At 72.5% G+C, this 24,657-nt stretch carries 18 protein-coding genes; 9 read left to right on the forward strand and 9 right to left on the reverse strand.

All coding sequences use genetic code 11. The annotated features are described in order from the left end of the window. Positions 1-26 precede the first annotated feature (26 nt). The 5 genes from ACZ60B_RS06220 to ACZ60B_RS06240 all read left to right on the forward strand — a co-directional run bounded on the left by ACZ60B_RS06220 (position 27) and on the right by ACZ60B_RS06240 (position 6,253). Positions 27-1,001: a quinone oxidoreductase family protein gene (locus tag ACZ60B_RS06220; protein ID WP_469384644.1), complete on the forward strand. Its 975-nt coding sequence runs from the start codon at positions 27-29 to the stop codon at positions 999-1,001. A gap of 148 nt (positions 1,002-1,149) precedes the next feature. Beyond that, complete coding sequence (locus tag ACZ60B_RS06225; RefSeq protein ID WP_469384646.1) at positions 1,150-2,064, forward strand: TauD/TfdA dioxygenase family protein; 915 nt, start codon at positions 1,150-1,152, stop codon at positions 2,062-2,064. Positions 2,065-2,102: 38 nt separating this feature from the next. Continuing rightward, positions 2,103-3,626: an MFS transporter gene (locus tag ACZ60B_RS06230; protein WP_469384647.1), complete on the forward strand. Its 1,524-nt coding sequence runs from the start codon at positions 2,103-2,105 to the stop codon at positions 3,624-3,626. Next, positions 3,623-4,225, forward strand: coding sequence for an RBBP9/YdeN family alpha/beta hydrolase (locus ACZ60B_RS06235; RefSeq protein ID WP_469384648.1), 603 nt, complete (start codon positions 3,623-3,625; stop codon positions 4,223-4,225). The genes ACZ60B_RS06230 and ACZ60B_RS06235 overlap by 4 nt, the downstream gene beginning before the upstream one ends. Before the next feature lie 36 nt (positions 4,226-4,261). Then, positions 4,262-6,253, forward strand: a complete 1,992-nt coding sequence (locus ACZ60B_RS06240; RefSeq protein ID WP_469384649.1) for an acetoacetate--CoA ligase — start codon at positions 4,262-4,264, stop codon at positions 6,251-6,253. 329 nt (positions 6,254-6,582) lie between these two features. Here ACZ60B_RS06240 and ACZ60B_RS06245 read toward each other — a convergent pair whose 3' ends face one another. The 3 genes from ACZ60B_RS06245 to ACZ60B_RS06255 form a co-directional block, all read right to left on the reverse strand. Beyond that, the gene (locus ACZ60B_RS06245; RefSeq protein ID WP_469384651.1) at positions 6,583-7,734 is read right to left on the reverse strand and encodes a YeiH family protein; all 1,152 of its coding nucleotides are present in this window, start codon (positions 7,732-7,734) and stop codon (positions 6,583-6,585) included. Positions 7,735-7,913: 179 nt separating this feature from the next. Beyond that, on the reverse strand, positions 7,914-8,837 hold the full coding sequence (locus ACZ60B_RS06250; protein WP_469384653.1) for a LysR family transcriptional regulator: 924 nt from the start codon (positions 8,835-8,837) through the stop codon (positions 7,914-7,916). 26 nt (positions 8,838-8,863) lie between these two features. Further along, complete coding sequence (locus ACZ60B_RS06255) at positions 8,864-10,369, reverse strand: long-chain-fatty-acid--CoA ligase (protein ID WP_469384654.1); 1,506 nt, start codon at positions 10,367-10,369, stop codon at positions 8,864-8,866. A 155-nt stretch (positions 10,370-10,524) separates the two neighbouring features. Here ACZ60B_RS06255 and ACZ60B_RS06260 point away from each other — a divergent pair, with 155 nt between their 5' ends. Continuing rightward, positions 10,525-11,733 (forward strand): RNA-guided endonuclease InsQ/TnpB family protein, encoded by a 1,209-nt coding sequence (locus tag ACZ60B_RS06260; RefSeq protein ID WP_469384656.1) that lies wholly within the window; start codon positions 10,525-10,527, stop codon positions 11,731-11,733. Between the two features lie 13 nt (positions 11,734-11,746). On the opposite strand, the gene ACZ60B_RS06265 is transcribed toward ACZ60B_RS06260, so the two are convergent. Further along, positions 11,747-12,892, reverse strand: coding sequence for a TauD/TfdA family dioxygenase (locus ACZ60B_RS06265; RefSeq protein WP_469384658.1), 1,146 nt, complete (start codon positions 12,890-12,892; stop codon positions 11,747-11,749). A gap of 390 nt (positions 12,893-13,282) precedes the next feature. On the opposite strand from ACZ60B_RS06265, the gene ACZ60B_RS06270 reads away from it, so the two are divergent. Beyond that, positions 13,283-14,341 (forward strand): AraC family transcriptional regulator, encoded by a 1,059-nt coding sequence (locus tag ACZ60B_RS06270; protein WP_469384660.1) that lies wholly within the window; start codon positions 13,283-13,285, stop codon positions 14,339-14,341. A gap of 157 nt (positions 14,342-14,498) precedes the next feature. On the opposite strand, the gene ACZ60B_RS06275 is transcribed toward ACZ60B_RS06270, so the two are convergent. Continuing rightward, positions 14,499-15,497, reverse strand: coding sequence for a pirin family protein (locus ACZ60B_RS06275; protein ID WP_469385052.1), 999 nt, complete (start codon positions 15,495-15,497; stop codon positions 14,499-14,501). Between the two features lie 210 nt (positions 15,498-15,707). Here ACZ60B_RS06275 and ACZ60B_RS06280 point away from each other — a divergent pair, with 210 nt between their 5' ends. Beyond that, a complete protein-coding gene (locus ACZ60B_RS06280; RefSeq protein WP_469384662.1) occupies positions 15,708-16,202 on the forward strand; it encodes a carboxymuconolactone decarboxylase family protein in 495 nt (164 codons plus the stop codon). 245 nt (positions 16,203-16,447) lie between these two features. Further along, positions 16,448-18,490: a SpoIIE family protein phosphatase gene (locus ACZ60B_RS06285; protein ID WP_469385054.1), complete on the forward strand. Its 2,043-nt coding sequence runs from the start codon at positions 16,448-16,450 to the stop codon at positions 18,488-18,490. Between the two features lie 146 nt (positions 18,491-18,636). Here ACZ60B_RS06285 and ACZ60B_RS06290 read toward each other — a convergent pair whose 3' ends face one another. From ACZ60B_RS06290 to ACZ60B_RS06305, 4 genes are all read right to left on the reverse strand, one after another. Beyond that, on the reverse strand, positions 18,637-20,634 hold the full coding sequence (locus ACZ60B_RS06290; protein ID WP_469385056.1) for an N-acetylmuramoyl-L-alanine amidase: 1,998 nt from the start codon (positions 20,632-20,634) through the stop codon (positions 18,637-18,639). A 171-nt stretch (positions 20,635-20,805) separates the two neighbouring features. Next, the gene (locus ACZ60B_RS06295) at positions 20,806-22,377 is read right to left on the reverse strand and encodes a M1 family metallopeptidase (protein ID WP_469384663.1); all 1,572 of its coding nucleotides are present in this window, start codon (positions 22,375-22,377) and stop codon (positions 20,806-20,808) included. 284 nt (positions 22,378-22,661) lie between these two features. Then, positions 22,662-23,375 carry a family 20 glycosylhydrolase gene (locus tag ACZ60B_RS06300; protein WP_469384665.1) on the reverse strand — a complete coding sequence of 238 codons (714 nt, stop codon included), beginning with the start codon at positions 23,373-23,375 and terminating at the stop codon, positions 22,662-22,664. Positions 23,376-23,581: 206 nt separating this feature from the next. Beyond that, positions 23,582-24,547, reverse strand: a complete 966-nt coding sequence (locus ACZ60B_RS06305) for a pirin family protein (RefSeq protein WP_469384667.1) — start codon at positions 24,545-24,547, stop codon at positions 23,582-23,584. Positions 24,548-24,657: the final 110 nt, after the last annotated feature.

Here is a 24,657-nt window from a genome sequence, read left to right on the forward strand (position 1 = left end):
CCCCCTCTGATTTACGGAGCTCGACCGTGGCACATGCCGTTCGCTTCAAGGAGACCGGAGGTCCCGACGTCCTGCGCTGGGAGGAGGTCGTCGTCGGCGACCCCGGCCCGGGTGAGGTACGGATCCGGCACGAGGCCGTCGGTCTCAACTTCGCCGACACCTACTTCCGCACCGGCCTCTACCCGGCCCCGCTGCCCGCCGGAATGGGCGTCGAGGGCGCGGGCGTGATCGAGGCCGTGGGCGAAGGAGTCACGGACTTCGCCGAGGGCGACCGGGTGACGTACACCGGAAGCCCGCTCGGCGCGTACAGCACGGAACGGGTCATGCCCGCCGACTCCCTGATCAAGCTGCCGGACGAGATCGGCTTCGAGACGGCCGCGGCGATGACGATGCGCGGTCTCACCTCCTCCTATCTGCTGCGCAGGATCTATCCGTTGAAGGCCGGCGACACGATTCTGCTGACCGCGGCGGCGGGCGGCGTGGGCCTCATCGTCTGCCAGTGGGCCAAGCTGCTGGGGCTCACCGTGATCGGTACGGTCTCCACCGAGGAGAAGGCCGAACTGGCCCGCGCCCACGGCTGCGACCACGTCATCCACTACCGCAGCGAGAACGTACCCGAGCGGGTGCGCGAACTGACCGACGGAGCGGGCGTGCCGGTCGTGTTCGACAGCGTCGGTGAGTCGACGTTCGCCGGTTCCCTCGCCTCGCTGCGGCGGCGCGGCCTCCTGGTCTGCTTCGGCACCGCCTCCGGTCCGGTCCCGCCGATCAACGCCATGCAACTGGCCGTCAACGGTTCGCTGTTCGTCACCCGACCCGCCCTCGCCGACTACATCGCGGACCCCGCGGAGCGCGCCGAACTGGCCGGTGAGCTCTTCGGCCACGTCGCCTCCGGACGCATCGGCATCGAGGTGGGCCAGCGCTACGAACTCCAGGACGCCGCCCAGGCACACCGCGACCTGGAGTCCGGGAAGACCACGGGATCGTCCGTCTTCGTCCTCTGACCACGGCCCGCTCCGCCTCGACACGGCTTTCAGCATGCGCGTATGACGTCGCGTCATGCGCGCATGCCCATCCCCCGACGACCACGGACGTCGGCCTCCGGCCCCGAACGGATCACGTGTCCCACGACCCTCTCCAGGAGGAAGCACCATGGAAAAGACTCTTACTCCGGTCCAGGACACTCCCGCGCCGGTGCGCTCCTACAGCCGCGGATCGATCCAGGTCGAACCGCTGACCTGCGCCATCGGCGCCGAGCTCTCCGGCGTGAACCTCGGTGACGCCGCACGCGACGACGACCTGTTCGCCGAGATCAAGTCCCTGCTCCTGAAGCACAAGGTGCTGTTCCTGCGCGACCAGGACATCACCCGCGCCGAGCACGTCGCGTTCGCCGAGCGCTTCGGCGCGCTGGAGGACCACCCGGTGGCCGGCAGCGACCCGGAGCACCCGGGCCTGGTCCGGATCTACAAGGACCTCGACAGCCCGGCCGAGCACTACGAGAACGCCCTGCACACCGACGGGACCTGGCGTGAGGCCCCCGCCATGGGTGCGGTGCTGCGCTGTATCGAGTCGCCGCCGGTCGGCGGCGACACCATCTGGATCAACATGGCCGAGGCCTACCGCCGGCTGCCGGAGCACATCAAGACGCAGATCAAGGGCCTGCGCGCCCGGCACAGCATCGAGGCCAGCTTCGGCGCCGTCATGCCCGAGGAGCAGCGGCACGCGCTCAGGGCCCGCTTCCCCGACGCGGAGCACCCGGTGGTGCGCACCCACCCCGAGACCGGTGAGCAGATCCTCTTCGTCAACAGCTTCACCACCCACTTCGTCAACTTCCACACGCCCGAGAACGTGCGCTTCGGGCAGGACTACGCCCCGGGGGCGAGCCACCTGCTGAACTACCTGCTCAGCCAGGCGGCGGTCCCCGAGTTCCAGGTGCGCTGGCGCTGGACGCCGAACAGCGTGGCGATCTGGGACAACCGCTCCACCCAGCACTACGCCGTCCAGGACTACTGGCCCGCCGTCCGCAAGATGGAGCGCGCCGGAATCGTGGGCGACAGACCGTTCTGATCCGACTCCCCTTCAAAGAAGTGCGTGAGGTGATGACAATGGGGCTCCAGACCACTGCGGTCGCCGTTCCCGGAACGAGGTCGTCCTCGTCCGGGTGGCCGGTCTCCCGAGGCTATGCCTGGATCGTTTTCGCCCTGAGTTTCGGGCTGTTGCTGTCCGACTACATGTCGCGGCAGGTACTGAACGCCGTCTTCCCGATGCTGAAGGACGAATGGCTGCTCACCGACGCCAGACTGGGTTCGCTCAGCGGCGTCGTGGCACTCATGGTCGGCGTGCTCGCGTTCCCCCTGTCGCTGGTGGCGGACCGCTGGGGCCGGGTGAAGAGCCTGCTGTTCGCCGCCGTGACGTGGAGCCTGGCGACCCTGGGCTGCGCGCTCGCGGCCGACTACGACCAGTTGTTCCTCGCCCGGCTCCTGGTCGGCGTCGGTGAGGCGGCGTACGGGAGTGTCGGCATCGCCGTGGTCCTGAGCATCTTCCCGGTCGTGCTGCGGGCCACCCTGTCCGGGGCCTTCATCGCGGGCGGCGCGTTCGGCTCGGTGCTCGGTGTGTCGATCGGCGGCGCCGTGGCCCAGCAGTTCGGCTGGCGCTGGGCGTTCGGCGCGATGGGCCTGTTCGGACTGGTGCTGGCGGCCGTCTACGGGGTCGTCGTCACGGAGAAGCGACTGCGCCCCCGGGCGGAGGCGGACACTGCCGACGACGCCGACGACGCGGGCGGCACCGGAACCCCGGCCGCCGAGGCGGCGGCCCCGCGTGCGGCGCTGCGCGCCCTGCTCCCCCGGCTGTTCTCCTCCGTCTCCGTGATCAGCGCCTATGTCGGCAGCGGACTGCAACTGTTCATCGCCGGCTCCCTCATCTCCTGGCTGCCCAGCTTCTTCGACCGCTACTACGACCTGCCCACCGCGAAGGCCGGGGCCGCCGCCGGCGTCTTCGTCCTCATCATCGGCATAGGGATGGTGCTCGGCGGGATGGCCTCGGACCGGATCAGCAAGCTGGTCCCGATCCGCAAGTGGGACGTCGCGCTGACGTGCAGCCTCGGCTCGCTCCTGCTGCTGATGACCGCCTTCCGGCTGCCCACCGGCCCGCTCCAGCTGATCACGCTGGCCGCGGGAGCGCTGCTGACGGCGGGCTCGGCCGGACCGGCCGCCGCCATGGTCGCGAACCTGACCCCGGTGGCGATCTCCGCGACCGCGTTCGCCACCCTCACCCTGGCCAACAGCCTGCTCGGACTGGCCCCCGGGCCCGCGGTCACGGGTGCGCTCGCGGACCGGACGGGTCTGCTCGGCGCCCTGCGGATCGTCCCGCTCGTGGCACTCGCCGCCGCCGTCGCCTTCGTGATCGGCCGCCGCCGGTACGACCGCGACCTGCTGCGCATCACCGGACTCGCCCAGGCAGCGGACACGCCGGGGGCGGAACCCGACCCGACGGGCGCGGAGACGGCGGACACGGAAGCGGTGGACGCGGTGGCGGTGGGCGCGCAGGCGCCTGCTCCGGAGGCGGCGGCGGAGACCCCGGCCGGCCTCGACCGGGCGGCCGGGCCGAAGGAAGCGGAGGCCACCTCGTGAGCACCGGCACCCCGCCGTCCGTCGGCACCGGCACCCAGCCTTCCGTCGTGATCGTCCCCGGTCTGCGGGACCACGTCGAGGAGCACTGGCAGACCCTGCTCGCCGCCCGGCTCGCCGAAGCCGGCCGGACCGTGGTCACGGTGCCGCCGCTGACCGTGGACCGGCTCGGCCGCGAGGCCCAGGTCGCCGCCCTGGACAAGGTGGTGGCACAGCTCGACGGACCCGTCGTCCTGGTCGCCCACAGCGCCGGTGTGATCACCACCGTGCACTGGTCCCGGCGGCACGAGGCCGACGTACGGGGTGCGCTCCTGGTCACCCCGCCCGACTTCGGGACCCCGCTGCCGGAGGGTTATCCCACCCCGGAGGTACTGGCCGAGAACGGCTGGACACCGGTGCCCCGTTCGGCGCTGCCCTTCCCCAGCGTCGTCGCGGCCAGCTCCGACGACCCGCTGGGCGCCCTGGAACGCGTGCGCGAACTGGCCGGGGACTGGGGCAGCCGGCTCGTGGAACTCGGCGCGGTCGGCCACCTCAACCCCGCCTCCGGCCACGGGCCCTGGCCCCGGTCGGAGGAACTCCTGCGCGAACTCGAACGCGGCTGACACCCAGTCCGACGTACAGCCCCCGGAAAGGCGACGATGAACACCGACGACACCGATCTGCTGTGGTCCCCCGGTCCCCGCGAGACACAGGACTCCAACGTCGCGTGCTTCATGCGGTGGCTCGACACCACCCGGGGGCTGCACTTCGCCGACTACGCCGAGCTGTGGCGGTGGAGCTCCACGGACCTGCCCGGCTTCTGGTCGGCCGTGTGGGAGTACTACGGCCTGGACACCGTCAGCGGCTACGACGACGTACTGGCGGACGCGTCCATGCCGGGCGCCTCCTGGTTCCCCGGGGCCCGGCTGAACTTCGCCGAACGGTGCTTCGCCCACGCCTGCGACACCCGTCCGGCGCTGGTCGCCGTCACCGAGGGCGCCGAACCCGTGGACATCTCCTGGGAGGAGCTGCGCGGACAGGTCGCGGACGTCGCCGCGGCACTGCGCCGGATGGGCGTGGCGCCCGGCGACCGCGTGGCCGGGTATCTGCCCAACATCTCGCAGAGCGTGGTCGCCCTGCTGGCCACGGCCGCGGTCGGCGCGGTCTGGACGGCGTGCTCCCCGGACTTCGGCACCCCCAGCGTGCTCGCCCGGCTCAGCCAGGCGCGGCCCGTCGTCCTGGTGGCGGCGGACGGCTACCGCTACGGCGGCAAGGAGTACGACAAGCGGGCGGCGATCGCCGAACTCGTGGACGGACTGCCCACCGTCCGGCACGTCCTCGCCGTCGACCGGCTCGGCACCGCGCCGGACCGGCCGTGGTCGTCGCGGCCCGACGTCGAGGTGCACGCCTGGTCCGCGCTGCCCGCCGCCGACGGCCCCCTGGAATTCGCCGACGTGCCCTTCGACCATCCGCTGTGGATCCTGTGGTCGTCCGGGACCACCGGAGTGCCCAAGGGAATCGTGCAGGGGCACGGCGGCATCGTCGTGGAACTGCTCAAGGCCCTCGGTCTCGGCGCCGACCTGCGGGCCGAGGACCGCTACCTGTTCGTCACGTCCACGAGCTGGATGGTCTGGAACTTCCTGGTCGGCGGGCTGCTGCACGGCAGCACGGTCGTCCTGTACGACGGCAGCCCCACCTTCCCCGACGTCGACGGCGCCTGGCGGGTGGCCGAGCGGACCGGCGCGACGATGGTCGGCGTGGGCGCGGCCTATCTCGCCGCCGTGGAGAAGTCGGGCGCCGACCCCACGGCCGACCTCGATCTCGGCGCGCTGCGTTCCATCATGCAGACCGGTTCCTCGCTGCCGGCCAGTACCTGGCGCTGGGTCCACGAGCGGCTCGCGCCGGACGTCTGGCTCCAGTCCATCTGCGGCGGGACCGACATCTGCTCGGTCCTCGCGGGCGGTTCCCCGATGCTGCCCGTACGCGTGGGCCGCATCCAGTGCCCCTCGCTCGGTGTCGCGCTCGACGCCTGGGACCCCTCCGGGCGGCCGCTCACCGGCGAGCAGGGCGAACTCGTGGTGACCGCGCCGCTGCCGTCGATGCCCCTGTACTTCGTCGACGACCCCGACGGGGCCCGCTACCGGGCCAGTTACTTCGACGCGTACCCGGGCGTCTGGCGGCACGGCGACTGGGTCACCGTCCACCCCGACCTGTCGGTCGTCGTGTCCGGGCGCTCGGACTCCACGCTCAACCGCATGGGCGTCCGGATGGGCTCCGCCGACATCTACGACGTCGTCGAGCAGCTCCCCGAGGTCGCCGACAGCCTGGTCGTCGGCGTGGAGCGCCCGGACGGCGCCTACTTCATGCCGCTGTTCGTGGTGGCCGCCGAGGGCACGGCCGTGGACGACGGGCTGCGCGAGCGGATCGCCGGAGCCATCAAGCGCCGGCTGTCGCCCCGTCACGTGCCCGACGTCATCGTGCCGATCGCCGCGGTACCGCGCACCCTGACCGGGAAGAAGCTGGAGGTGCCGGTCAAGCGCATCCTCCAGGGCGCCTCCGTCGGCGACGTCAGCAGCGCGGGCGCCGTCACCCATCCCGAGACCCTGGCCTGGTTCGCGGAGTACGCGCGGCAGTCGACGCCGGGCGAGTGAACGCGGCACCACCCGAGGGGCCCCTCCGGACGCACCGGAGGGGCCCCTCGGCCGTGTGCCTGTGGGCCCCGCGCGCCCTTGTACCTGTGGGCCTGCGGGCCTGTGAGCCTGTGCCCCGCGCGCCCTTGTACCTGTGGGCCTGCGGGCCTGTGAGCCTGTGCCCCGCGCGCCCTTGTATCTGTGGGCCTGCGGGCCTGTGAGCCTGTGTGCGGCGATGAGCCCGGTGCGGAAAGCCCCCGCCCGCCCTCGTGATCGACGAGGGCGGGCGGGGGCTCTGCGGGCACCGGGCGCCCCTGGGGTCCGGGCGCGTCGGCGGCGTACCAGGTGCGTCAGAGGGCTCCGAGGCCGTACTGGAGCGAGAGGCTGGTGACGGACACGACCACCCACAGGCAGGCGCCCAGCAGCAGGGGGCGCGGGCCGGTACGGCGCAGGGCGGCGACGTCGGTGGACAGGCCGACCGCGCAGAGCGCCACGGTGATGAGGAGGACGGAGAGCTCCTTGAGGCCGGGCTGGACACCGGCCGGGATGAGTCCGGCGCTGTTGGCCGCGGCGGCCAGCAGGAAGACCACCAGGAACCACGGCACCAGCCGGAACGCGCTCACCCGGGGCGAGTCGGCGGCCGGGTCGGCGGCGCGGGCGCGCCGCCGGGCCCAGACCGCCAGGCCCAGACAGATCGGAATGATCATCAGGGTGCGGGTGAGCTTGACGACGACCGCGTCGTCGATGGCCGACGGCCCGTAGGCGGTGGCGACGGCGACCACGGACGACATGTCGTTGACCGCCGTGCCGGCGAAGAGGCCGAAGGCGTGCGGGTCCATCCCGAGCAGATGGCCGACCACGGGGAAGACGAGCACCGCGGCGATGTTGAACAGGAAGATCGTCGAGACGGCGTAGGCGACTTCCGCGCTCGCGGCGCCGATCACCGGTGTGACCGCGGCGATCGCCGACGCCCCGCAGATCCCGGTGCCCGCGCCGACGAGCGTGCGCAGGTTGCTGTCGACGCCGAACCGGCGGCCGAGGAAGTAGGCGGCGGTCAGGCAGGCGCCCAGCGAGCCCAGCATGATCGGCAGTGAGCCGCCGCCCACGTGGAGCACCTGGGTGAGCGACAACTGGGCGCCGAGCAGGGCGACTCCGGCCTGGAGCACCGGCTTGTTGGCGCCGGTGACTCCCCGGCGCAGGCGCGGGCCCGGCTTGCGTACGGCGGCGACGAGCACGCCGAGGACCACGGCCGTCACCGGACCGCCGAGCACCGGAAGCAGCCTGCCCACGGCTGTGGCCAGCGCGGCGAGGGCCAACGTGAGGGCGAGGCCGGGCAGCCGGGACCCGGACCCCTCGCCGTCGGCCTGCGGTGTGCCGGACGACCGCGTCCCGGCTTGCCGGGTCCCGGCGGCGCCGGTGGGGGTCGGTCCGGTGGACGGGAGTTCCGTGGCGGACGGGGTCGCCGTGGTGGACGGGGGCTCCTGAACGAGTGCTTTCTTCACGGTGTCGACTCTCGTCCGTCTCCCGGACCCCTTGTAGGCCCCGGATCGTGACAAGGCCATAGGGCTGCCCTATGGCCGGTGACAGCCTGCTGCCCCGGTCGCCGTCGGGCGGACCGGGGCAGTCAGGGGCGGTCGAAGCGGTCAGGGGCGGCCGGAACAGACGGGGGCGGCCGGAGCGGTCAGGAGCCCGAGGGCCGGCGGCCGGGCCGGCGGCAGGCGAGGGCGAGCAGTCGCGACGCCGCCGCCGGCAGGGACCGCCCGCGCGGCCATACCGCCTGGAGCACCCTGTCCAGGCGCAGTTCGGTCTCGGTGGGCACCGACACCAGCCGGCCCTCCGTCAGGTCGTCCTGCACGGCCATGGCCGACAGCACCGCGGGCCCCACTCCGCTCGACGCGGCGCTGCGCAGCGGGGCGATGGCCCCGAGTTCCAGCAGGGGGGTGGCGACGCCGCCGTACGGCTCCAGCGCCGTCTCCAGCGTCTCCCGCGTCCCGGAGCCGGGTTCGCGCAACACCAGTGCGGCGGCGGCGAGTTCGCCTCCCGCAACGGGGTCGCTGCGGCGCGCCCAGGGGTGGTCCGGGGTCACCACCACCAGCAGCCGGTCGCGTCCGACGACGGTGGAGCGGAGGTCCCGCGGGATGCACGGGCCCTCGACGAAGCCGACGTCCAGCGCGTCGTGCCGCAGTCCCTCGATCACCTTGCGGCTGTTCGACACCTCCAGTCCTACGTGGAGCTCCGGCGCCGACTCCCGCAGGGCCAACAGCCAGCCGGGCACGAGGTGTTCGGCCACCGTGAGGCTGGCCCCCACCCGCAGCCGGTCCTCCTGGCGCGAGCGCAGCGCCGCCGTGCCCTCGACGAAGGCGGCGGCGCTCTCCAGCACGCCCCGGGCCCAGTCCGTGACCACCAGGCCGGCCGGGGTGAGCCGGGATCCCCTGGTGGTCCGCAGCAGCAGCTTCACCCCCAGGCGCCGCTCCAGCGTCATCATCCGCGCGCTGGCGGACGGCTGGCTGATCGCGAACCGGGCCGCCGCCTGGCTGAGGCTGCCGGTCTCCGCCACGGCGACGAGCAGTTCCAGGGCATGCAGATCCGGCAGGTCACTCGGCACCGGGGACAGCTCCTTCGGGGGTGATCTCAGTCCGTGGCGGACTGGTCGACGACGATCTCGCGCTTGAGGATCTTGCCGGTGGCGCCCTTGGGCAGGGCGTCCGTGAAGGTCACGATCCGCGGGTACTTGTAGGCGGCCACCCGTTCCTTGACGAAGTCGCGCAGGACGTCGGCGGAGGTGTCCGCGCGGTCGGGGCGCAGGGTCACGACGGCCGCGACCTCCTCCCCGTGCACCTGGTGCGGCACACCGACCACGGCGGCCTCGGCGACGGCCGGGTGCTCGTAGAGGACCTCCTCGATCTCGCGCGGGTAGACGTTGTAGCCGCCGCGGATGATGAGGTCCTTCTTGCGGTCGACGATGAAGTAGTAGCCGTCCTCGTCGACGCGGGCGAGGTCGCCGCTGTGGAACCATCCTTCGCGGACGGCCTCCTCGGTCGCCTCGGGGCGGTTCCAGTAGCCCTTCATCACGTTCTCGCCGCGGATGGCGATCTCACCGACCTCGCCGGGACCGGCCGTGGTGCCGTCGTCGGCGACGAGCCTGACCTCGACCCCGCGGATGGGCAGGCCGATCGAGCCGGCCTTGCGCGGCCGGTCCGGGGGGTTGAACACGGCGACCGGCGAGGTCTCGGAGAGTCCGTAGCCCTCCAGCACGGTCACGTCGAAGTCCCGTTCGAAGCCGTGCAGGACCTCGACGGGCAGCGAGGCGCCGCCGGAGATCGCCAGGCGCAGCGGCGAGAGGTCGTGGTCCTCGGGGATGCCGGTCTGCAACAGCGCCGTGTACATGGTGGGCACGCCGAGGAACACGGTGACCCGGTCCCGGTGCATGATCTCCAGCGCCCTGGCTGGCTCGAAGCGCGGCAGCAGGGTCAGGGTGGCGCCCGCGCTGACGGCCGCGTTGAGGGCGCAGGTCTGCCCGAACGCGTGGAACAGCGGAAGTCCCCCGAACAGGACGTCGTCCGGGCGGATCAGGATCAGCGTCTCCCGGGTGGTGACCGCGTTGGTGAGCAGGTTGCGGTGGGTCAGTTCGGCGCCCTTCGGGGTGCCCGTGGTTCCCGAGGTGTACAGGATCACGGCGGTGTCGTCCGCCGCCCGCGGCTCCACCTCGGCCATCGGCTCGGCCGCCCGCAGCAGGCCGTCGAACACCTCCGCGTCCGTCACCAGGCACTGGGCCCCGACCTCGGCGGCGGCCTTCGCCACCTCCTCGGCGAACAGGGGGTGGACGAGCACCGTGCGGGCCCCGGAGTCGCGCAGGGTGAAGGCCGCCTCCCGCGCCTTCAGCAGCGGGTTCATCGGTACGACGGCGGCTCCGGCCCGCAGGATGCCGTAGTACACGACCGGGAAGAGACTCACGTTGGGCATGACCATGGCTACGCGATCGCCCGGCCGGACCCCCCTGTCCCGCAGCAGCGTGGCGAGCCGGGCGCTCGCGTCGTCGAGCTGGGCGTAGGTGAGGGTGGTGTCGTCCTGGCGGACGGCGATCCGGTCACCGTCGGCCCGGGCGGACTCCACCAGGACTGCCGCGAGGTTGTTCATCGGGATACCTCCGGGGATACCCCGGCCTTCAGGCCGGGGAGGAATCGGACTCCTGCGGAGCAGGGCAGGGAAGGCCGAATCGCCTCCAGGGCGGTTCGGCGTGCACCCCGGCGTGCGCCCGGGAGTTCACTGGCTGTTGTGCTAATTTGTGAGGTATGGCCACTCGTGTGAAGCGGGCGTTCAAGTACCGCTTCTACCCGGACGATGCGCAGGCCGCCGAGTTGTCGCGCACGTTCGGGTGTGTGCGGAAGGTCTACAACATGGCGCTCGAAGCTCGTACGCAGGCGTGGGCGCGGCAGGAGCGGGTCAGCTACAACCAGATGTCGGCGATGCTGACCGTCTGGAAGAAGACGGAGGAACTGGCTTACCTCAACGAGGTGTCCAGTGTTCCGCTCCAGCAGGCTTTGCGGCACCTGCAGGTGGCGTTCACGAATTTCTTCGGTAAGCGGGCGAAGTATCCCCGCTTCAAGTCGCGTAAGAAGTCCCGCAGGTGCGCGGAGTACACAACCAGCGCGTTCCGCTTCCGGCACGGGCAGCTGACCCTGGCCAAGATGTCCGGGCCGCTGGACATCGTGTGGTCGCGTCCGCTGCCCGAGGGGGCGCAGCCGTCGACGGTGACCGTGTCTCAGGATGCGGCCGGCCGCTGGTTTGTGTCCCTCCTCGTGGAGGACCCGACCGTGAAGCCGCTGACCTCCCTCGGCGCTGCGGTCGGCATCGACGTCGGCCTGGCCCACCTGCTGACCCTGTCCACCGGTGAGAAGATCGCCAACCCGCGGCACGAGCGTCGTGACCGTGCCCGCCTCGCGCTCGCCCAGCGGCGCTTGGCGAGAAAGGCGAAGGGGGATGGTGCCAACCGGGCCAAGGCCCGGCGCACGGTCGCCAAGGTGTATGCCCGGATCACCGACCGGCGCCGTGACCATCTGCACAAGCTGACGACTCGACTCGTGCGTGAGAACCAAACGCTCGTGATCGAGGACCTGAGTGTCCGCAACATGGTCAAAAACCGGAGCCTCGCCCGCGCGGTCAGTGACGCGGCATGGGCCGATTTCCGGATGATGCTGGAGTACAAGGCCGCCTGGTACGGGCGGGAAATGATCGCCGTGGACCGGTGGTTCCCCTCCTCCAGGCTGTGTTCGGCCTGCGGCACCCTCCAGGGGAGGATGCCGCTCGACGTCCGTACGTGGACGTGCGACTGCGGCACGGTCCATGACCGTGATGTGAACGCCGCGAAGAATCTGCTGGCCGCCGGACTGGCGGTGTCTGTCTGTGGAGCTGGTGTAAGACCTCAACGGAGTTCTCCGGGCGGGCAGTCGGCGATGAATCAGGAAACCCAGCGGGCGACCGCTGGAATCCCCCGCCTCTAGGCGGGGGAGGATGTCAAGCGTCTTCCGTTCGGTCGGCGGGTCGGGTGGCCGTCGGTGACGGCCGTGGGCGCCGGGCGGCGGCCACGGGACTCGGGCCTGCCGGGCAGGCCCCAGGAGTGAGGATCACGTCGCGGGGGCTGATCCCGCCACGGCCGGAGCCGTCCTCGGCGGCGCGCGCCTCGCCCCAGAAGCCCGGCGGGAGGTCCCGGCCCCGGTGCGCGGTCAGCCACAGCCGCAGCACATGGCGTTTCGCCGCGGGCTCGGCGAAGTCCTCGTACGCCGTGCGGGCGTGCAGAACGGCGTGGTTGTTGACGAGCAGCAGGTCGCCCGCCCCGAAGCCGACGTCCAGCCCGAACTCCGGTGCCGCGGACACCTCGTCGACCAGGTCGAACAGTTCCAGGTCGGCCGGCTCCAGAGGGGGGACGTCGGCGAAGCGCTGCGCCGACTCGAGGTAGCAGCGGTTGTAGCGGATGCTGAGCTTTCCGTCGTGGCAGACGGCGAGCGGAACGGCGTCGTACGGGAGTTCGCCGGGGGCCTGCTCCTCCCTGCGGTCCAGGAAGTGGGTGCGGTACAGGCGCTCGACGAGGTCGGGGCGGCGGGCCAGGACGGCGTCGTGGACGGCCGCGGAGCTGACCAGGCGGGTGCGCCCGCCGGTGCGGCCCGCCCGCAGGCAGAGCAGTCCGAGGAGATCGGACCCGTCGGTGTGGAAGGGCAGCTCCGCTCGCGTCTGGTAGCCGCGCGTGGCGGGGTCGGCCAGGGTCCGGCCGGTGTCGCGGGCGTGCCCGAGCATATGGCCCGCGGCGTTCTGCGACACCGGGATCCCCAGGTGCTGTCCCAGCCCCCAGAACACCGTGCTCGCCACCGGCAGGCTGTACCGCTCGACCGGGAGCCCTCTGACCAGGACGAAGCCACGGCCGTTCTCCAGCACGTCGGCGACCTTCTCCAGCGGGCCGGCCAGGGTGGGCAGCGGGAAGTCCCCGGCCGCGACCTTCAGCAGCGGAACGCCCCGCTCGTGGACCGCCCGCGCGGCGCTCTCCAACTCGTCGACCTGGGCCGGGGACAGCCGCAGGACGAACTCGTCGGAGCCCGCGAGGTCGGCGGCCCGCCACACGGCCGCTCCGGTGCGGGGCCGTCGCAGCACGTCGCGCACGTTCTTCATCGGTGGCTCCCACCGGGTGTGTCCGCCGCGCCGGAGCCGGGCTGGCTGCCGGTGGGCCGGAGACCGTGGACCGCGGGCACGTCTCTCCTCGTCTCTACGCGGGAATCACATGGATTTCGGCACGACCATGTCCGCCGAAGGCCCTCGGCCCGCATTCTCCAGGGATTTCCTATCGCATTTTCAGGGCTGCTCGAAACTTGTTTCCAGGGCTGGTCAACGGCCGAACAATTTGTCATGGTGTTCTCCGTCGGATTTCCGATCGACGGGGTACCGAATTGCGGACGGCGAACCCCTCGCGGGTGGTGCAACGTTAGGTCACCGGGTGACGGCACGCTTGACTTGACGGGACATCCGACTTATCAGTTAGGGACAGAGCCCTGGAGTGCGCCCATGAAGCCCCTCGTCCGCAACGCGACCCTGAGCGGTTACGTCGAGCTCAGTCAGTCGCTCGGCATCGACCCGCGGGGCCTGATGAGGCAGGCGGGCCTCGACCCTGCCGGACTGGCGGTCCAGGACCGGTGGATCTCCGGCACGGCCGTGATCCTGCTGCTCGAACTCTCGGCGACGGCCGCCCGCCGCGAGGACTTCGGCCTGTTGCTCGCCGAGCGGCGGCGCTTCTCCAACCTCGGCCCGATCAGCCTCGTCATCCGCGAGGAGCCCGACGTCCGCAGCGCGGTGGAGCTCCTGGTCCGGCACGAGTACATGTACAACGAGATGCTGCACAACCGGCTGTCGGAGTCGAGCGGCCTGGCCACCCTGAAGGTGGGCCTGGAGGTCGGCGAGGCGATGGCGACCCGGCAGGCGACCGAGCTGGCCGTGGGCGCGTTCCACCAGGTGCTGCGCAACTTCCTCGGCACCCGCTGGCAGGCGCTGTCCGTGTGCTTCACCCACGCCGCGCCGACGGACCTCGGGACGCACCGGCGCATTTTCGGCACCACGGTGGAATTCAACCGCGAATTCAACGGGATCATCTTCTACGGCAACGATCTGAACGTCCCCAACCCCATGTCGGACCCGTTGCTGCGGACCTATGCCCGGCAGTATTTCGAGTCGATCGCGGTGTCGAGGGACACGACCGTGCTGGACCGCGTGCGCGATCTGATCGAGGTCCTGCTGCCGACCGGACGCTGCTCCATCGAGCAGGTCGCGTGCAGCCTCGGGGTCGACCGGCGCACGGTGCACCGGCATCTGGCGGCGTCGGGCGAGACGTTCTCGTCCCTGCTCAACGCGACGCGCGCGCAGCTCGCGGAGCACCTGGTGGCGAACCCGCGCCGCTCGTTGACGGAGATCTCCGGACTGCTGGGGTTCTCCGCGCCCAGCGCCTTCTCCCGCTGGTTCCGCGAGCGGTTCGGGTGCAGCGCGCGGGACTGGCGCGCCCAGCGGACCGGACAGGGCCGGCCCGGCGAGGAGCGGCCGCTGTCCGCCGCCCGCCGCAGCCCCCACCGCTGACCGGCGCGCCTCCGCCGAGCAGGCGCGCACCGCCGGCGGACCCGCGCCACGGCCGGACGCGGGCCTGGCGCCCCACGCCCTCAGGCCTCACACCCTCCGCGCCCCCGCGCCCCCGCGCCCCCGCGCCCCCGCACCCCCGCGCCCCCGCGCGATCAGTTCACCGCGCCCTCGCGCGCGGCTTCAGCGGTACCGACGGCAGTTCCGGGGCGGGCAGGGGCGCGCCGTCGTAGCCCCGCACCTCGCCGAAGCGGCGGCCGTCCGCCGCCCGCCCCGGCGCCAGCTCCTCCATCCAGTCCTCCCGCGCCCGCGCGATGTCCTCGTGGCTGCGGCCGACGAAGTTCCACCACATGACGATCTCCTCCTCGAACGGGGTTCCGCCGAGCAGGACCGTCCGGGCCGGTTCGTCCGAGTCGTTGCCGAGGGTCAGCGTGTCGGTGCCGGTGGGCACGTAGCCCAGTTCCGCCGGACGCAGCGGGGCGCCCGCCACCCGGACGTGCCCGTGGTCGACGAGGACGCCGTGCTCGAAGCGCGGGTCCACGGCGAGGGTGAGCGTGGCACCGGGTTCGAGGACGACCTCGGCGCCGAGCAGGGGCGTGAAGGTCCGTACCGGTGAGACGGCCCCGGCGAGGGTGCCCAGGAAGACGCTGATCCGCGCCCCGTCGACCACCACCGGCTCGGGCGCGAAGTGCTGGAAGTCGCGCCGGGTGCCGCGGTGCTCGTCGGGCAGGGCCACCCAGAGCTGGACGCCGTGCAGGATCTCGGTGTCCGGGGTGGAGACCTCGGTGTGGCTGATGCCGTGCCCGCCGGTCATGAGGTTCAGCTCACCGGGCCGTACGCGCGCGTGGCTGCCGAGGCTGTCGCGGTGCTCGATCTCCCCGGCGAAGAGCCAGCTGACCGTCTGGAGGCCGGTGTGCGGGTGCGGGGCGACGTCCATGCCGCCCGTGCGGGCTACGTCGTCGGGGCCGTAGTGGTCGGCGAAGCACCAGGCCCCGATCAGGGACCGGCCACGCTGCGGCAGGGTGCGCCGTACGGTCATCGACCGCGGGCCGCCCAGCGGCACGTCCCGCGGGGTGAGCACCTCGACGCGCCCCGTCGCGGCTCCGCCCGCCGGGTCGCCCTCTCCGCTCGTCCCGTCCCTCGCGTCCAGCCGGTCCATCCCGTCCTCCCCTTGTACCCGTCCGTGTCCTGCGGTGTCCGTTCCGACCATGATAGTTTCATATTCAACCATAATTGTCCCGATCACGGTCCCGATCACGGTCCCGATCACGGTCCCGATCACAGGACAATGACAGCCCAGGCACACGCACGTACACGCACGTGCACGACGGAGCGCGGGCGCCGGCGACGGCCCCTGAAGGAGTGCAGGTTGAGCAGCCCCATACCGGGCCCCACCCCGGGGTCCCCGGCCCAGCGGATCTACCTCGACAAGCAGAGCCCCAAGGCCTACCACGCACTGGTGCAGACCTCGGACGCGGTGCGCGCGACGGCCGCCGACGCGGGGCTCGACCGCGTCCTGGTGGAGCTGGTCAACCTCCGGGTGTCGCAGATCAACGGCTGCGCGTTCTGTCTCGACGTGCACACCAGGGCCGCCCTGCGCGCGGGCGAGACGACACGGCGGCTGGGCGTGCTGGCCGCCTGGCGGGAGACCGGGCTGTTCACCCCCGCCGAGCGGGCGGCGCTCGCGCTGGCGGAGGCGACGACGAGCCCCGCCGACACCGCCGCCCAGGACTCCGCCTACGCCGCCGCCCGGGAGGCGCTCACCGACGACCAGATCTCCGCGGTGCTCTGGGTCGCGATCACCATCAACGCGTTCAACCGGGTCTCGATCCTGAGCCGGCATCCCGTACGGGCCGATCACTGAGCCCGACGGTCCGGCGGATGTCCCGCACGGGGGCGGCGAGCCGCGGAGCTGGGCACTGTCACGGACGGTGACCGGCCGCGCGGTGAGCCGTCGCCGGTGTGCGCCGAGGTCCGCGCCCCCGAATGCGCCGCCGTCGATCACCCTGCACGCTGGTAACACGGACGGCCCAGGGACACGGCGGACCGCAGGAGGTTCCGGTGGCGCACGACGACGAGGACCCGCAGGCGGAGGAGCGGGCTGCTTCGATGCTGGACGCCCTCTTCACCCGGTCGCCCGTCGGCCTGCACCTGCTGGACACCGACCTGCGGGTGGTGCGGCTCAACACCTCCACGCCCTCCATGCGGGGCGTCCCGGTGGAAAGCATGGTCGGTCAGTCGTTCCGGAGCGCGTACGACATCGTCGTGGACGACGACGTGGAACTGGCCCTCGTGGAGGTGCTGGAGACCGGGATCCCCGTGCGCCAGCGGGTCGTGCGGGCCCGGTTCAAGCGGGACCCGTCCCGGGAGGGGCACTTCGAGGTGTCCGTGCTGCGCCTGGAGAACCCGGAGGGGAAGGTGCTCGGCGTGGCCGTCACCTCCGTGGACGTCACCGAACGGGAGCGGGCGCGCGGTCGGGCCCGGGTGCTGGACGCCGTCCGCAGGACCGTGGGACGGACCCTGGACCCGGCCGTGTCCTGCGAGGAGCTCGTCGACGCCGTGGTTCCCGTGTTCGCCGACGTGGCGATCGTGGAGGTGGTCGACGCGGTGATCCGCGGCGACGAGCCGCCGCTCGCCCCGCTGCCCGCGGGCACCCCCCTGCTGCGTGCCGCCTTCCGCAGCACGGCCGAGGGCGTTCCCATCGCCCACCCGGTGGGCGATGTGCAGCGACTGCCGGGTCCCACCCCGTTCACCAGGTGCCTGGCCGATCTTCGCGCCCGGGTGGTCCCCCTGCGACCCGACGCCCCCTGGCTGGCCTTCGACCCCGCGCGCGCCGAGGCCATCCTCTCCTCGAAGTCCCACAGCCTCCTCGCGGTTCCCCTGACCCTGCGCGAAAGCGTCCTCGGACTCGTCAGCCTGTACCGCACCGGGGGCTCGCGGCCCTTCGACGAGGGCGACCGCAGGCTCGCGGTCGAGCTGGCCGCCCACACGACGCTGTGCATCGACAACGCGCGCCGCTACGCCCGGGAGCACACCGTGGCCGCGACGGTCCAGCGCCATCTGCTGCCCCGCAGCCCGGAGAGCCAGGCCTCGCTGGAGACCGCGTACCTGTCGGTCACCGGTGCCGATCCCGGTGCCTGGTACGACACCATCGCGCTGTCCAGCGCCCGCACCGCCCTCGTCGTCGGCAGCGTCTCCGGGCGGGGCCTCAACGCGGCCGCCACCATGGGCCAGTTGCGCACGGTGGTGCGCTCGTTGTCCACGTTCGACCTCTCCCCCGACGAACTGCTGGCCCGGCTGTACGACACGGCCGCGCACCTGGCGACCGAACGGGCGAACCTGCCGCTGGGCGATCCCATGCGCCGGGAGGCCCTCACCGCCGACTGCGTCTACGCGGTCCACGACCCGCTGACCGGCTCCTGCACGATGGCGGGCGCGGGCCGGCTGGCACCGGTCCTCGTCGAACCCGACGGCACCGTGAGCATCCCCGACACACCGGCCGGTCCCGCCCTGGGCTCCGAGGAGGACTCGCCGTTCGCCGCCGGGGAGTTCGCGGTGCCGGACGGCAGCGTCCTGGTGTTCACCAGCGATCCGCTGCTGACCTCGTACCTCGCGGAGTCCTCGCGTCCGCTGCGGCAGTCGCCGGACTACCGCGACCGGCCGCTCCAGGACCTCTGCGACGACATCGTGTACGCGCTGCCGGCCGGGATGGGGGCGGGGGACGCCGCGGTGATCGTCGCGCGGGTCCGCTCCTTCCCGCCCGAACAGGTCGCCACCTGGGAGTTCGAGTCGGATCCGGCCACGGTGGCGCAGGCCCGGCGGAACACCCGCCGGCAGCTCGCCCGGTGGCAGATCGACCAGGAGACGGCGTTCAACACCGAACTCATCGTCAGCGAACTGATCACCAACGCGATCCGGTACGGCAGCCCGCCGATCGAGGTCCGCCTGGTCAGCGACCGCAGCCTGACGTGCGAGGTGCGCGACTCCGGCTCGGCCGCGCCGCATCTGCGCCACGCCCGTACGGTCGACGAGGGCGGCCGGGGTCTGTTCATCGCCTCGCAGCTCGCCCAGGCCTGGGGCACCCGGTACACGGCCGAGGGCAAGACGATCTGGACCGAGCAGTCGTTCCCCACCCCCAAGCGCCGGAGCTGACCGGCACCGGCGTGGCCCCGCCGCCCGGCCCGCGCTCCGTGGGCACCGGTCCGCGACCCGCCGACCCTGGTCCCGCTGAGAGCTCCGAGCAGCAGTGGCGCCCGCCCGGCCCCACTGCTGTTCGGAGCTCTGAGACGTCCCGCGGCTCACTTGCGCCGGGCGTGTCCACCCTGTCCCGACTCCGACTTCGGCTCGGGCTCCGACTCCGGCCCCGCCGCGACCGGTACGTCCACCACGTCCACGTCGGCGGCCCGGACGTAGGCGAGCCGGTGGCCGAACTGGATCTCGTAGTACTCCTCGCTGCCCTTCACCACGGGGCTCGGCGACTCCACGAAGGACGACCGGTCGACGTAGGAGCCGTCCAGGCTGGCGCGGGTCACATACCGCTGGCCGGCGAGGAGTTCGTAGGGCAGCGGCGCCTGGGTCGGCTCCTGCATCCCCTGCGGGTAGGCGCCCGGCTCCGGCAGGGCGCGCCCGAACACCGGGATCGAGTCCAGGCCCTCCCGCGGCGTCACCGTCCGGCCGCCCGCGCCGACGGCCGTCGGGTGGTTCCTCGGGTTCCTGAACCACCCCTCGCGGCCCTGGAACCAGATCGCCGTCCAGTCGCCGCGGCGCTCGGCGACCGCGAAGGTCTGTCCGGCGGAGACCCGCGACCCCAGGTCGTTGACGTCCTCCGTGGAGTCCGCGCCGTCCGGGTGCCGGCCCGGGTCCTGGATCAGCGGTGCGCTCTCGGACGGCCCGGTGTGCAGCCGGACGGCGCTGGATCCGTGCGGCGCGCACGGCAGGTGGTCGTCGTGGTCGCCGGCGCAGCCGGTGAACGACGGCTTGTGGGTGGCGAAGTCGGGCAGGATCGTCACCATGTCGCCCTGCTCGCCGCCGGTGGCCCGCAGCGGCGCGCCGAGCAGGTCGAAGTAGTGCCGCCAGTCCCAGAAGGGGCCGGGGTCGTCGTGCATGCTCGGGATGCTGCCGCCGGTAGGCGCGGGCACGTTGTCGTGGCCGAAGATGTGCTGCCGGTCGAGCGGGATGCCGTACTTCTTCGCCAGGTAGCGCACCAGACGGGCCGACGAGCGGTACATCTGCTCCGTGTACCAGGTGTCGGGCTGGGTGAGGAAACCCTCGTGCTCGATGCCGATCGAGCGGGCGTTGACCAACTGGTTGCCGGAGTGCCAGGCCATGTCCCTGGTCCTGATGTGCTGGGTGACATGACCGTCCTTGGAGCGGATCGAGTAGTGCCAGGACGCCTCCGTCGGATCCTGCACGGTCTGGAACATGCTCGGGAGGTTCGCCTCGGTGTCGTGGATGACGATGTACTCGATCTTCTCGTCCCGGGGCCGGTCGGCCAGGTCGTGGTTGCCGTACCCGCCGTCGACCTGGACGTACGGCGCGGCCAGCCAGGAACAGTCCAGCTCCGCCGGGCACTCGACCTCCTTCGGCCGCGGGGGTCTCACCGGCCGGAGGGGGCGCACACCGGGCGAGGCGGGGAGGGTGACGCGCTGACCCGTGTCGGTGGTGCGGTGCGCGCCCTTGCGGATCACCGTGAACACGTCGTCGGCGTACGTCGCCGCCGTGGCCTTGTCGCCGCCGCCCGGGAAGCGGGCCACCGCCTCCCACCAGTCGCCGGTGTCGGCGCTGAGCGATTTGCCGAGTTGTCGTTGTGTCTCCGCCAGAAGTGCCGCTCCGGCCCTTACATTGGCAGCGGTGTCGGTACGCAGCTTCTCCACCGGAACGCCGGTCAGTCGGGCGGCCCGGCGCAGGTCCGCGGGCGGCGCGGAACGGTCCTGCGCGGGGGTCGACGTGTCCGTGCCCGGCGGTCCCGCCGCCACGGTGCCGTGCGCGGTGCCGGCCGGGCGCGGTGGCGCGGTGTCCGTCAGGTGCATCGGTCCGTAGCCGCCGACGACGCTCGGCGCGCCGGGATGGGAATCCCAGCGCGACTGGAGATAGGCCACGCCCATGAGCACGTTGCGCGGCACGTGGTAGGCGTCGGCGGCGTCGGTGAACTCGTTCTGGAGGCGGCGGTCGTCCGGGCCGTCCGTCAGCCGGCCGGTCAGCAGGGGCACCACGAGCGCCGCCGACGCGGTCACGCAGATCAGCAGGCGATGCCTGCGTACCGCGCCGGGGACACGGGGGGCGGCAGGTCTTCTCATCATGCAAGGACTCCAACCGTGCTCGTCGCAACCAGGACAAAGGAGTTGTCCTCCACGCCACCCCTCGTACGCTTCCGTGTCCGGCGTGCCACGTCGCGCCAACCGTCACCGACGTGGACCAGCACCCCGGCACAGGCCACCCGGTCGGCGGCAGGGCGGGCGGCGTGGCACTCACTCCTGGACCGGGTCGACGTGCCAGTCGGGGTGCCCCGGCATGGGCGGGGTGTGCGCCCCGTACAGCCACGGCGTCAGAAAGGGCTTCAGATCCCGGCCCGCGACCGCCGAGGCGAGTGCGACGAAGTCCCGTGTCCCGGCGGCCTTGCCCCGGTACGTCGTCACCCAGGCCCGTTCGATCCGGCCGAAGGCGTCCTCGCCGACCTCCTCCCGCAGGGCGTAGAGCACCAGCGCCGAACCGTCGTAGCGGATCTGCCGGAACAGGGACGGTTCGGTGGGTTCGGCGGGTGCGCCGTCGTCGTGGCGCCACTGGTCGTGCCGCTCGTACGCCGTCCGCATCACGTCCTCCAGGTCGGCGCCGCCGTGCGTGTCGGCGTAGAGGCGTTCGTAGTAACGGGCGTGTCCCTCGCTCAGCCACAGGTCGGACCAGCGCCGGACGGCGACGCTGTCGCCGGTCCAGTGGTGGGTCAGTTCGTGCACGAGGTTGCGTTCGGCGTCGACCCGGCCGCCCGTCAGGTCGGCCCGCGGCAGCACGGCCAGCGACTGCGACTCCAGGGCCACCGGAAGGTCGGTGTCCCCGACCAGTACGCCGTAGCGGCCGAACGGGAAGGGGCCGAGGTGCCGCTCCAGCCAGGCCAGGTGTTCGGGGGTGAGTGAGCGGTAGGCCTCGGTGTCGGCGACCAGGTTCCGGGGGACCGCGTCCCGCAGGGGCAGACCGCGCGGGCCGGTGCGGTCGACGAAGGTGAACTTGCCGATCGCCATCTGGACCAGCTGGGCGGCGACCGGCTGTTCGGAGTCGTACGTCCACCGGATCCGTCCGTCGGGCCGACGGGCACGCTCGACGAGCCGGCCGTTGGCCACCGCGCTGAGCTCCGGCGGGGTGGTGATGTGGAAGGTGATGGGCGCCCGCAGGCTCGGGTGGTCGTCCGCCGGGAAGATCATCTTGGCGCCGTCGGGCTGTGCGTAGAGCACGGTGCCGTCGGGGGTGGGCACCCAGCCGTAGCGCGTGATGGCGTCCGAGCGGCGGCGTTGGAGGGTGGGATCGGCGGTGTAGGCGACCCGGACGGTGAACGCGCGGCCCCGGGGGACCGGCCGGGCCGGGGTGACGACGAGTTCGTCGCCGTCGCGTACCGCGTCGGCGGGTGTCCCGTCGACGGTGACGGTGCGCAGCGTGTTCCCGGCGAAGTCCAGGTCGAAGCGGGACAGGGCCTGCGTGGCGGTGGCGCTGACGGTGGCGGCGGCCTCGAACGGGGTCAGCGGTGCCCGCCAGTCGAAGTCGAGCGCGTAACGGCGCACCGTGTAGCCGCCGTTGCCGGCGAGCGGCATGAGCGGGTCGCCGATGCCCGCGGCGCCGGGGGACGGGGCCTCGGCCTTCGGGGCACCGAGGGACGAGGCCGTGGAGGGACCGGGGCGGCCCGGGGAGCGGTGGGCTCCGTCCTGGGCGGGACCGGCGAGGACGACCGCGCCGACGATCCCGGCGGCGACCGGCGGCGCGAGCACCCAGGCCGTACGACGGCGCCTGCCCGGGCGCGGCGGGCGGTCGTGGTCGCCGGGAGCGGAGGTCTCCATGAGCGCACTATGCCAGCAAGAGGGGTTTTTATAGGAATATATGACTCCACATCACCCGTGTGCGCGGAGTCCGCACGACCCTCGGTCGGCACGCGGGGTTCGGAAGGCCCCCGGTGCGGGTGGCATCGGGAGCCTTCCGGGGCGACGGCGAAACGCCGCCCGACCGGACGGCGCCACGGCCGGGCCGCCGCCTGCTGACGGCCCGTCCGAGGAGCGGCGACGCCGTCCGGTCCGGGATCCGTCGCGGGCCGGGAGTGGACCGGCTCACGACGGAGGTCGGGCGTTCAGGCCTGTTCGCCCCCGGCCGGACGCGCTGCGGGCCAGTCGACCAGGGTGGAGGCGAACCAGGTCCAGCCGCGGCGGTGCCACGCCGCCGACTGGACGGCCAGCCGGTCCCGGTGGGCGTCCCAGTTCCCGGCTCCGGCCGGCGACCAGGCGCGGTCGGCGACCCCGGCGAGGCGGGGCAGGAGCAGGAATTCGAGGTCCTCGCCCGAGGTGACCGTCTCGCACCAGACGGCGGCCTCGACTCCGGCCGCGATGGCCTCGCCGTCGGTGGTGGCGGCGGCGAGCGCGCGGTCGGGGTCCCAGTCGTAGCTCTGCTCGACGGTCTTCGGCGGGTAGACGGGCAGCCCCACCCGGGCCCGCCGGGCCTCGCCGTCGGGGTCGGCGCACGGTTCGGCGTAGGGGCGGTCGAGGTAGAGGTGGGAGGTGGGTGAGAGCAGGACGCGCGCGCCCTTGGCCGCCGCCCGGTCGACGTCGTGCTCGGCCTTCGCCATCGTCTCGGCGACGATCGCCGCCATCTCGGCGGGGATCATCCGCGCCAGGACCCCGGAGTCCATCGCCTCGCGCATCTCCGCCGCGTCGATCCAGTACTGCACGACCTCCTCGGGGCCGACGGCCGAACGCGCGGTCTCCTGCCAGGCCACGACCCGCCGGCCCAGCTCGCGGGCGATCCCCCTGGCACGGTCGACGAACGCGGTGTGCGCGTCGTCCGCCATGCCGAAGGCCTCGTCGCCGCCGAGGACGAAACCCCGACGCTGGCGGCACCCGCGAGGTCATGGAGGAGGCAGGAATCCACGTCTAGGTGGACGAACTCAGCGGCGCCTACAAGAACATGACCCCGCCCGGAGACGCTCTGGATGCACTTCGGGCGGAGGCCTTCAGGCTTCCGCCCGAAGTATTGCCGGTCGTACACCTCCGCAGGTCAGCGCACCCGTCCGCGCGGCTTCAGCGGCAAGGGAGGGAGCTCCGGGGCGGGCAGCGGAGCGCCGTCGTAGCCCTTCACCTCGCCGAAGCGGCTGCCTTCCGTCCAGTCCCGGCGGGCCTGTTCGATCTCCTCCTGGGAGCGGCCGATCCAGTTCCAGAACATGACCAGTTCCTCCTCGAACGGCTCACCGCCCAGGAGCATCAGCGCCGCGTCCGACTCGGCGCGCAGCGGCAGTACGGCGCGGCCGCAGCCGAGGTAGAGCATCGAGCCGGGCAGCACGGGCACGCCGTCGACATGCGCCTCGCCGGACATGGACAGCACCGCGTACTCGAAGTCCGGCTCCAGCGGCAGACGTACGTCCGCGCCGGCGGCCAGGGTCAGGTCGGCGCCGGTGATCGGGGTGTACGCCGTCCCGGGCGAGGTCGCGCCGTCGAGGCCGCCCAGGACCAGCGTGGCCTTCAGGCCCGGCGCTGTGACGACCGGCAGCTCGGCGTGGTGTTCGAAGTGCGGGTCGACATGGCGATGGCTGTCGGGCAGCGCGACCCACAGCTGCGCGCCGTGCAGGAAGCGGGCGTGCGACCTGGGGCTCTCCTCGGAGTGGCTGATGGCCCGGCCGGAGGTCATCAGGCCCAGTTCGCGGGGGCGGATCGTCTGGAGGCTGCCGGTGGAGTCGCGGTGCAGGACCTCCCCCTCGTGCAGCCAGCTCACCGTCTGGAGACCCATGTGCGGGTGCGGGGGCACCTGCATGCCGGGCTCGTCGGCGATGTCGTCGGGGCCGTAGTGGTCCACGAAGCACCAGGCGCCCACCATGCGCCGGCCCAGGTTGGGCAGCAGCCGGCGGACCTCGGAGGACTCGCCGAGCCGGACGCGGCGAGGGCTGAGGAGTTCGCGCACCGGCTCCGCCACGACGAACCCACGGCCACCGCAGACGGCGGGAACCGGCTCGCGGTCAAGATTGCTCATGGCGCCCAACCTAGCCCCGCCGGACCCGCTCCGTCAGTCCGTCGCCTGCGCTGTCGCCCGGTCAGGTAGAGGTTCGCTTCCGGATGCGGCTCCCGGCACGCGGGCCGCCG

It is taken from the genome of Streptomyces sp. NPDC104096 (assembly GCF_055584385.1).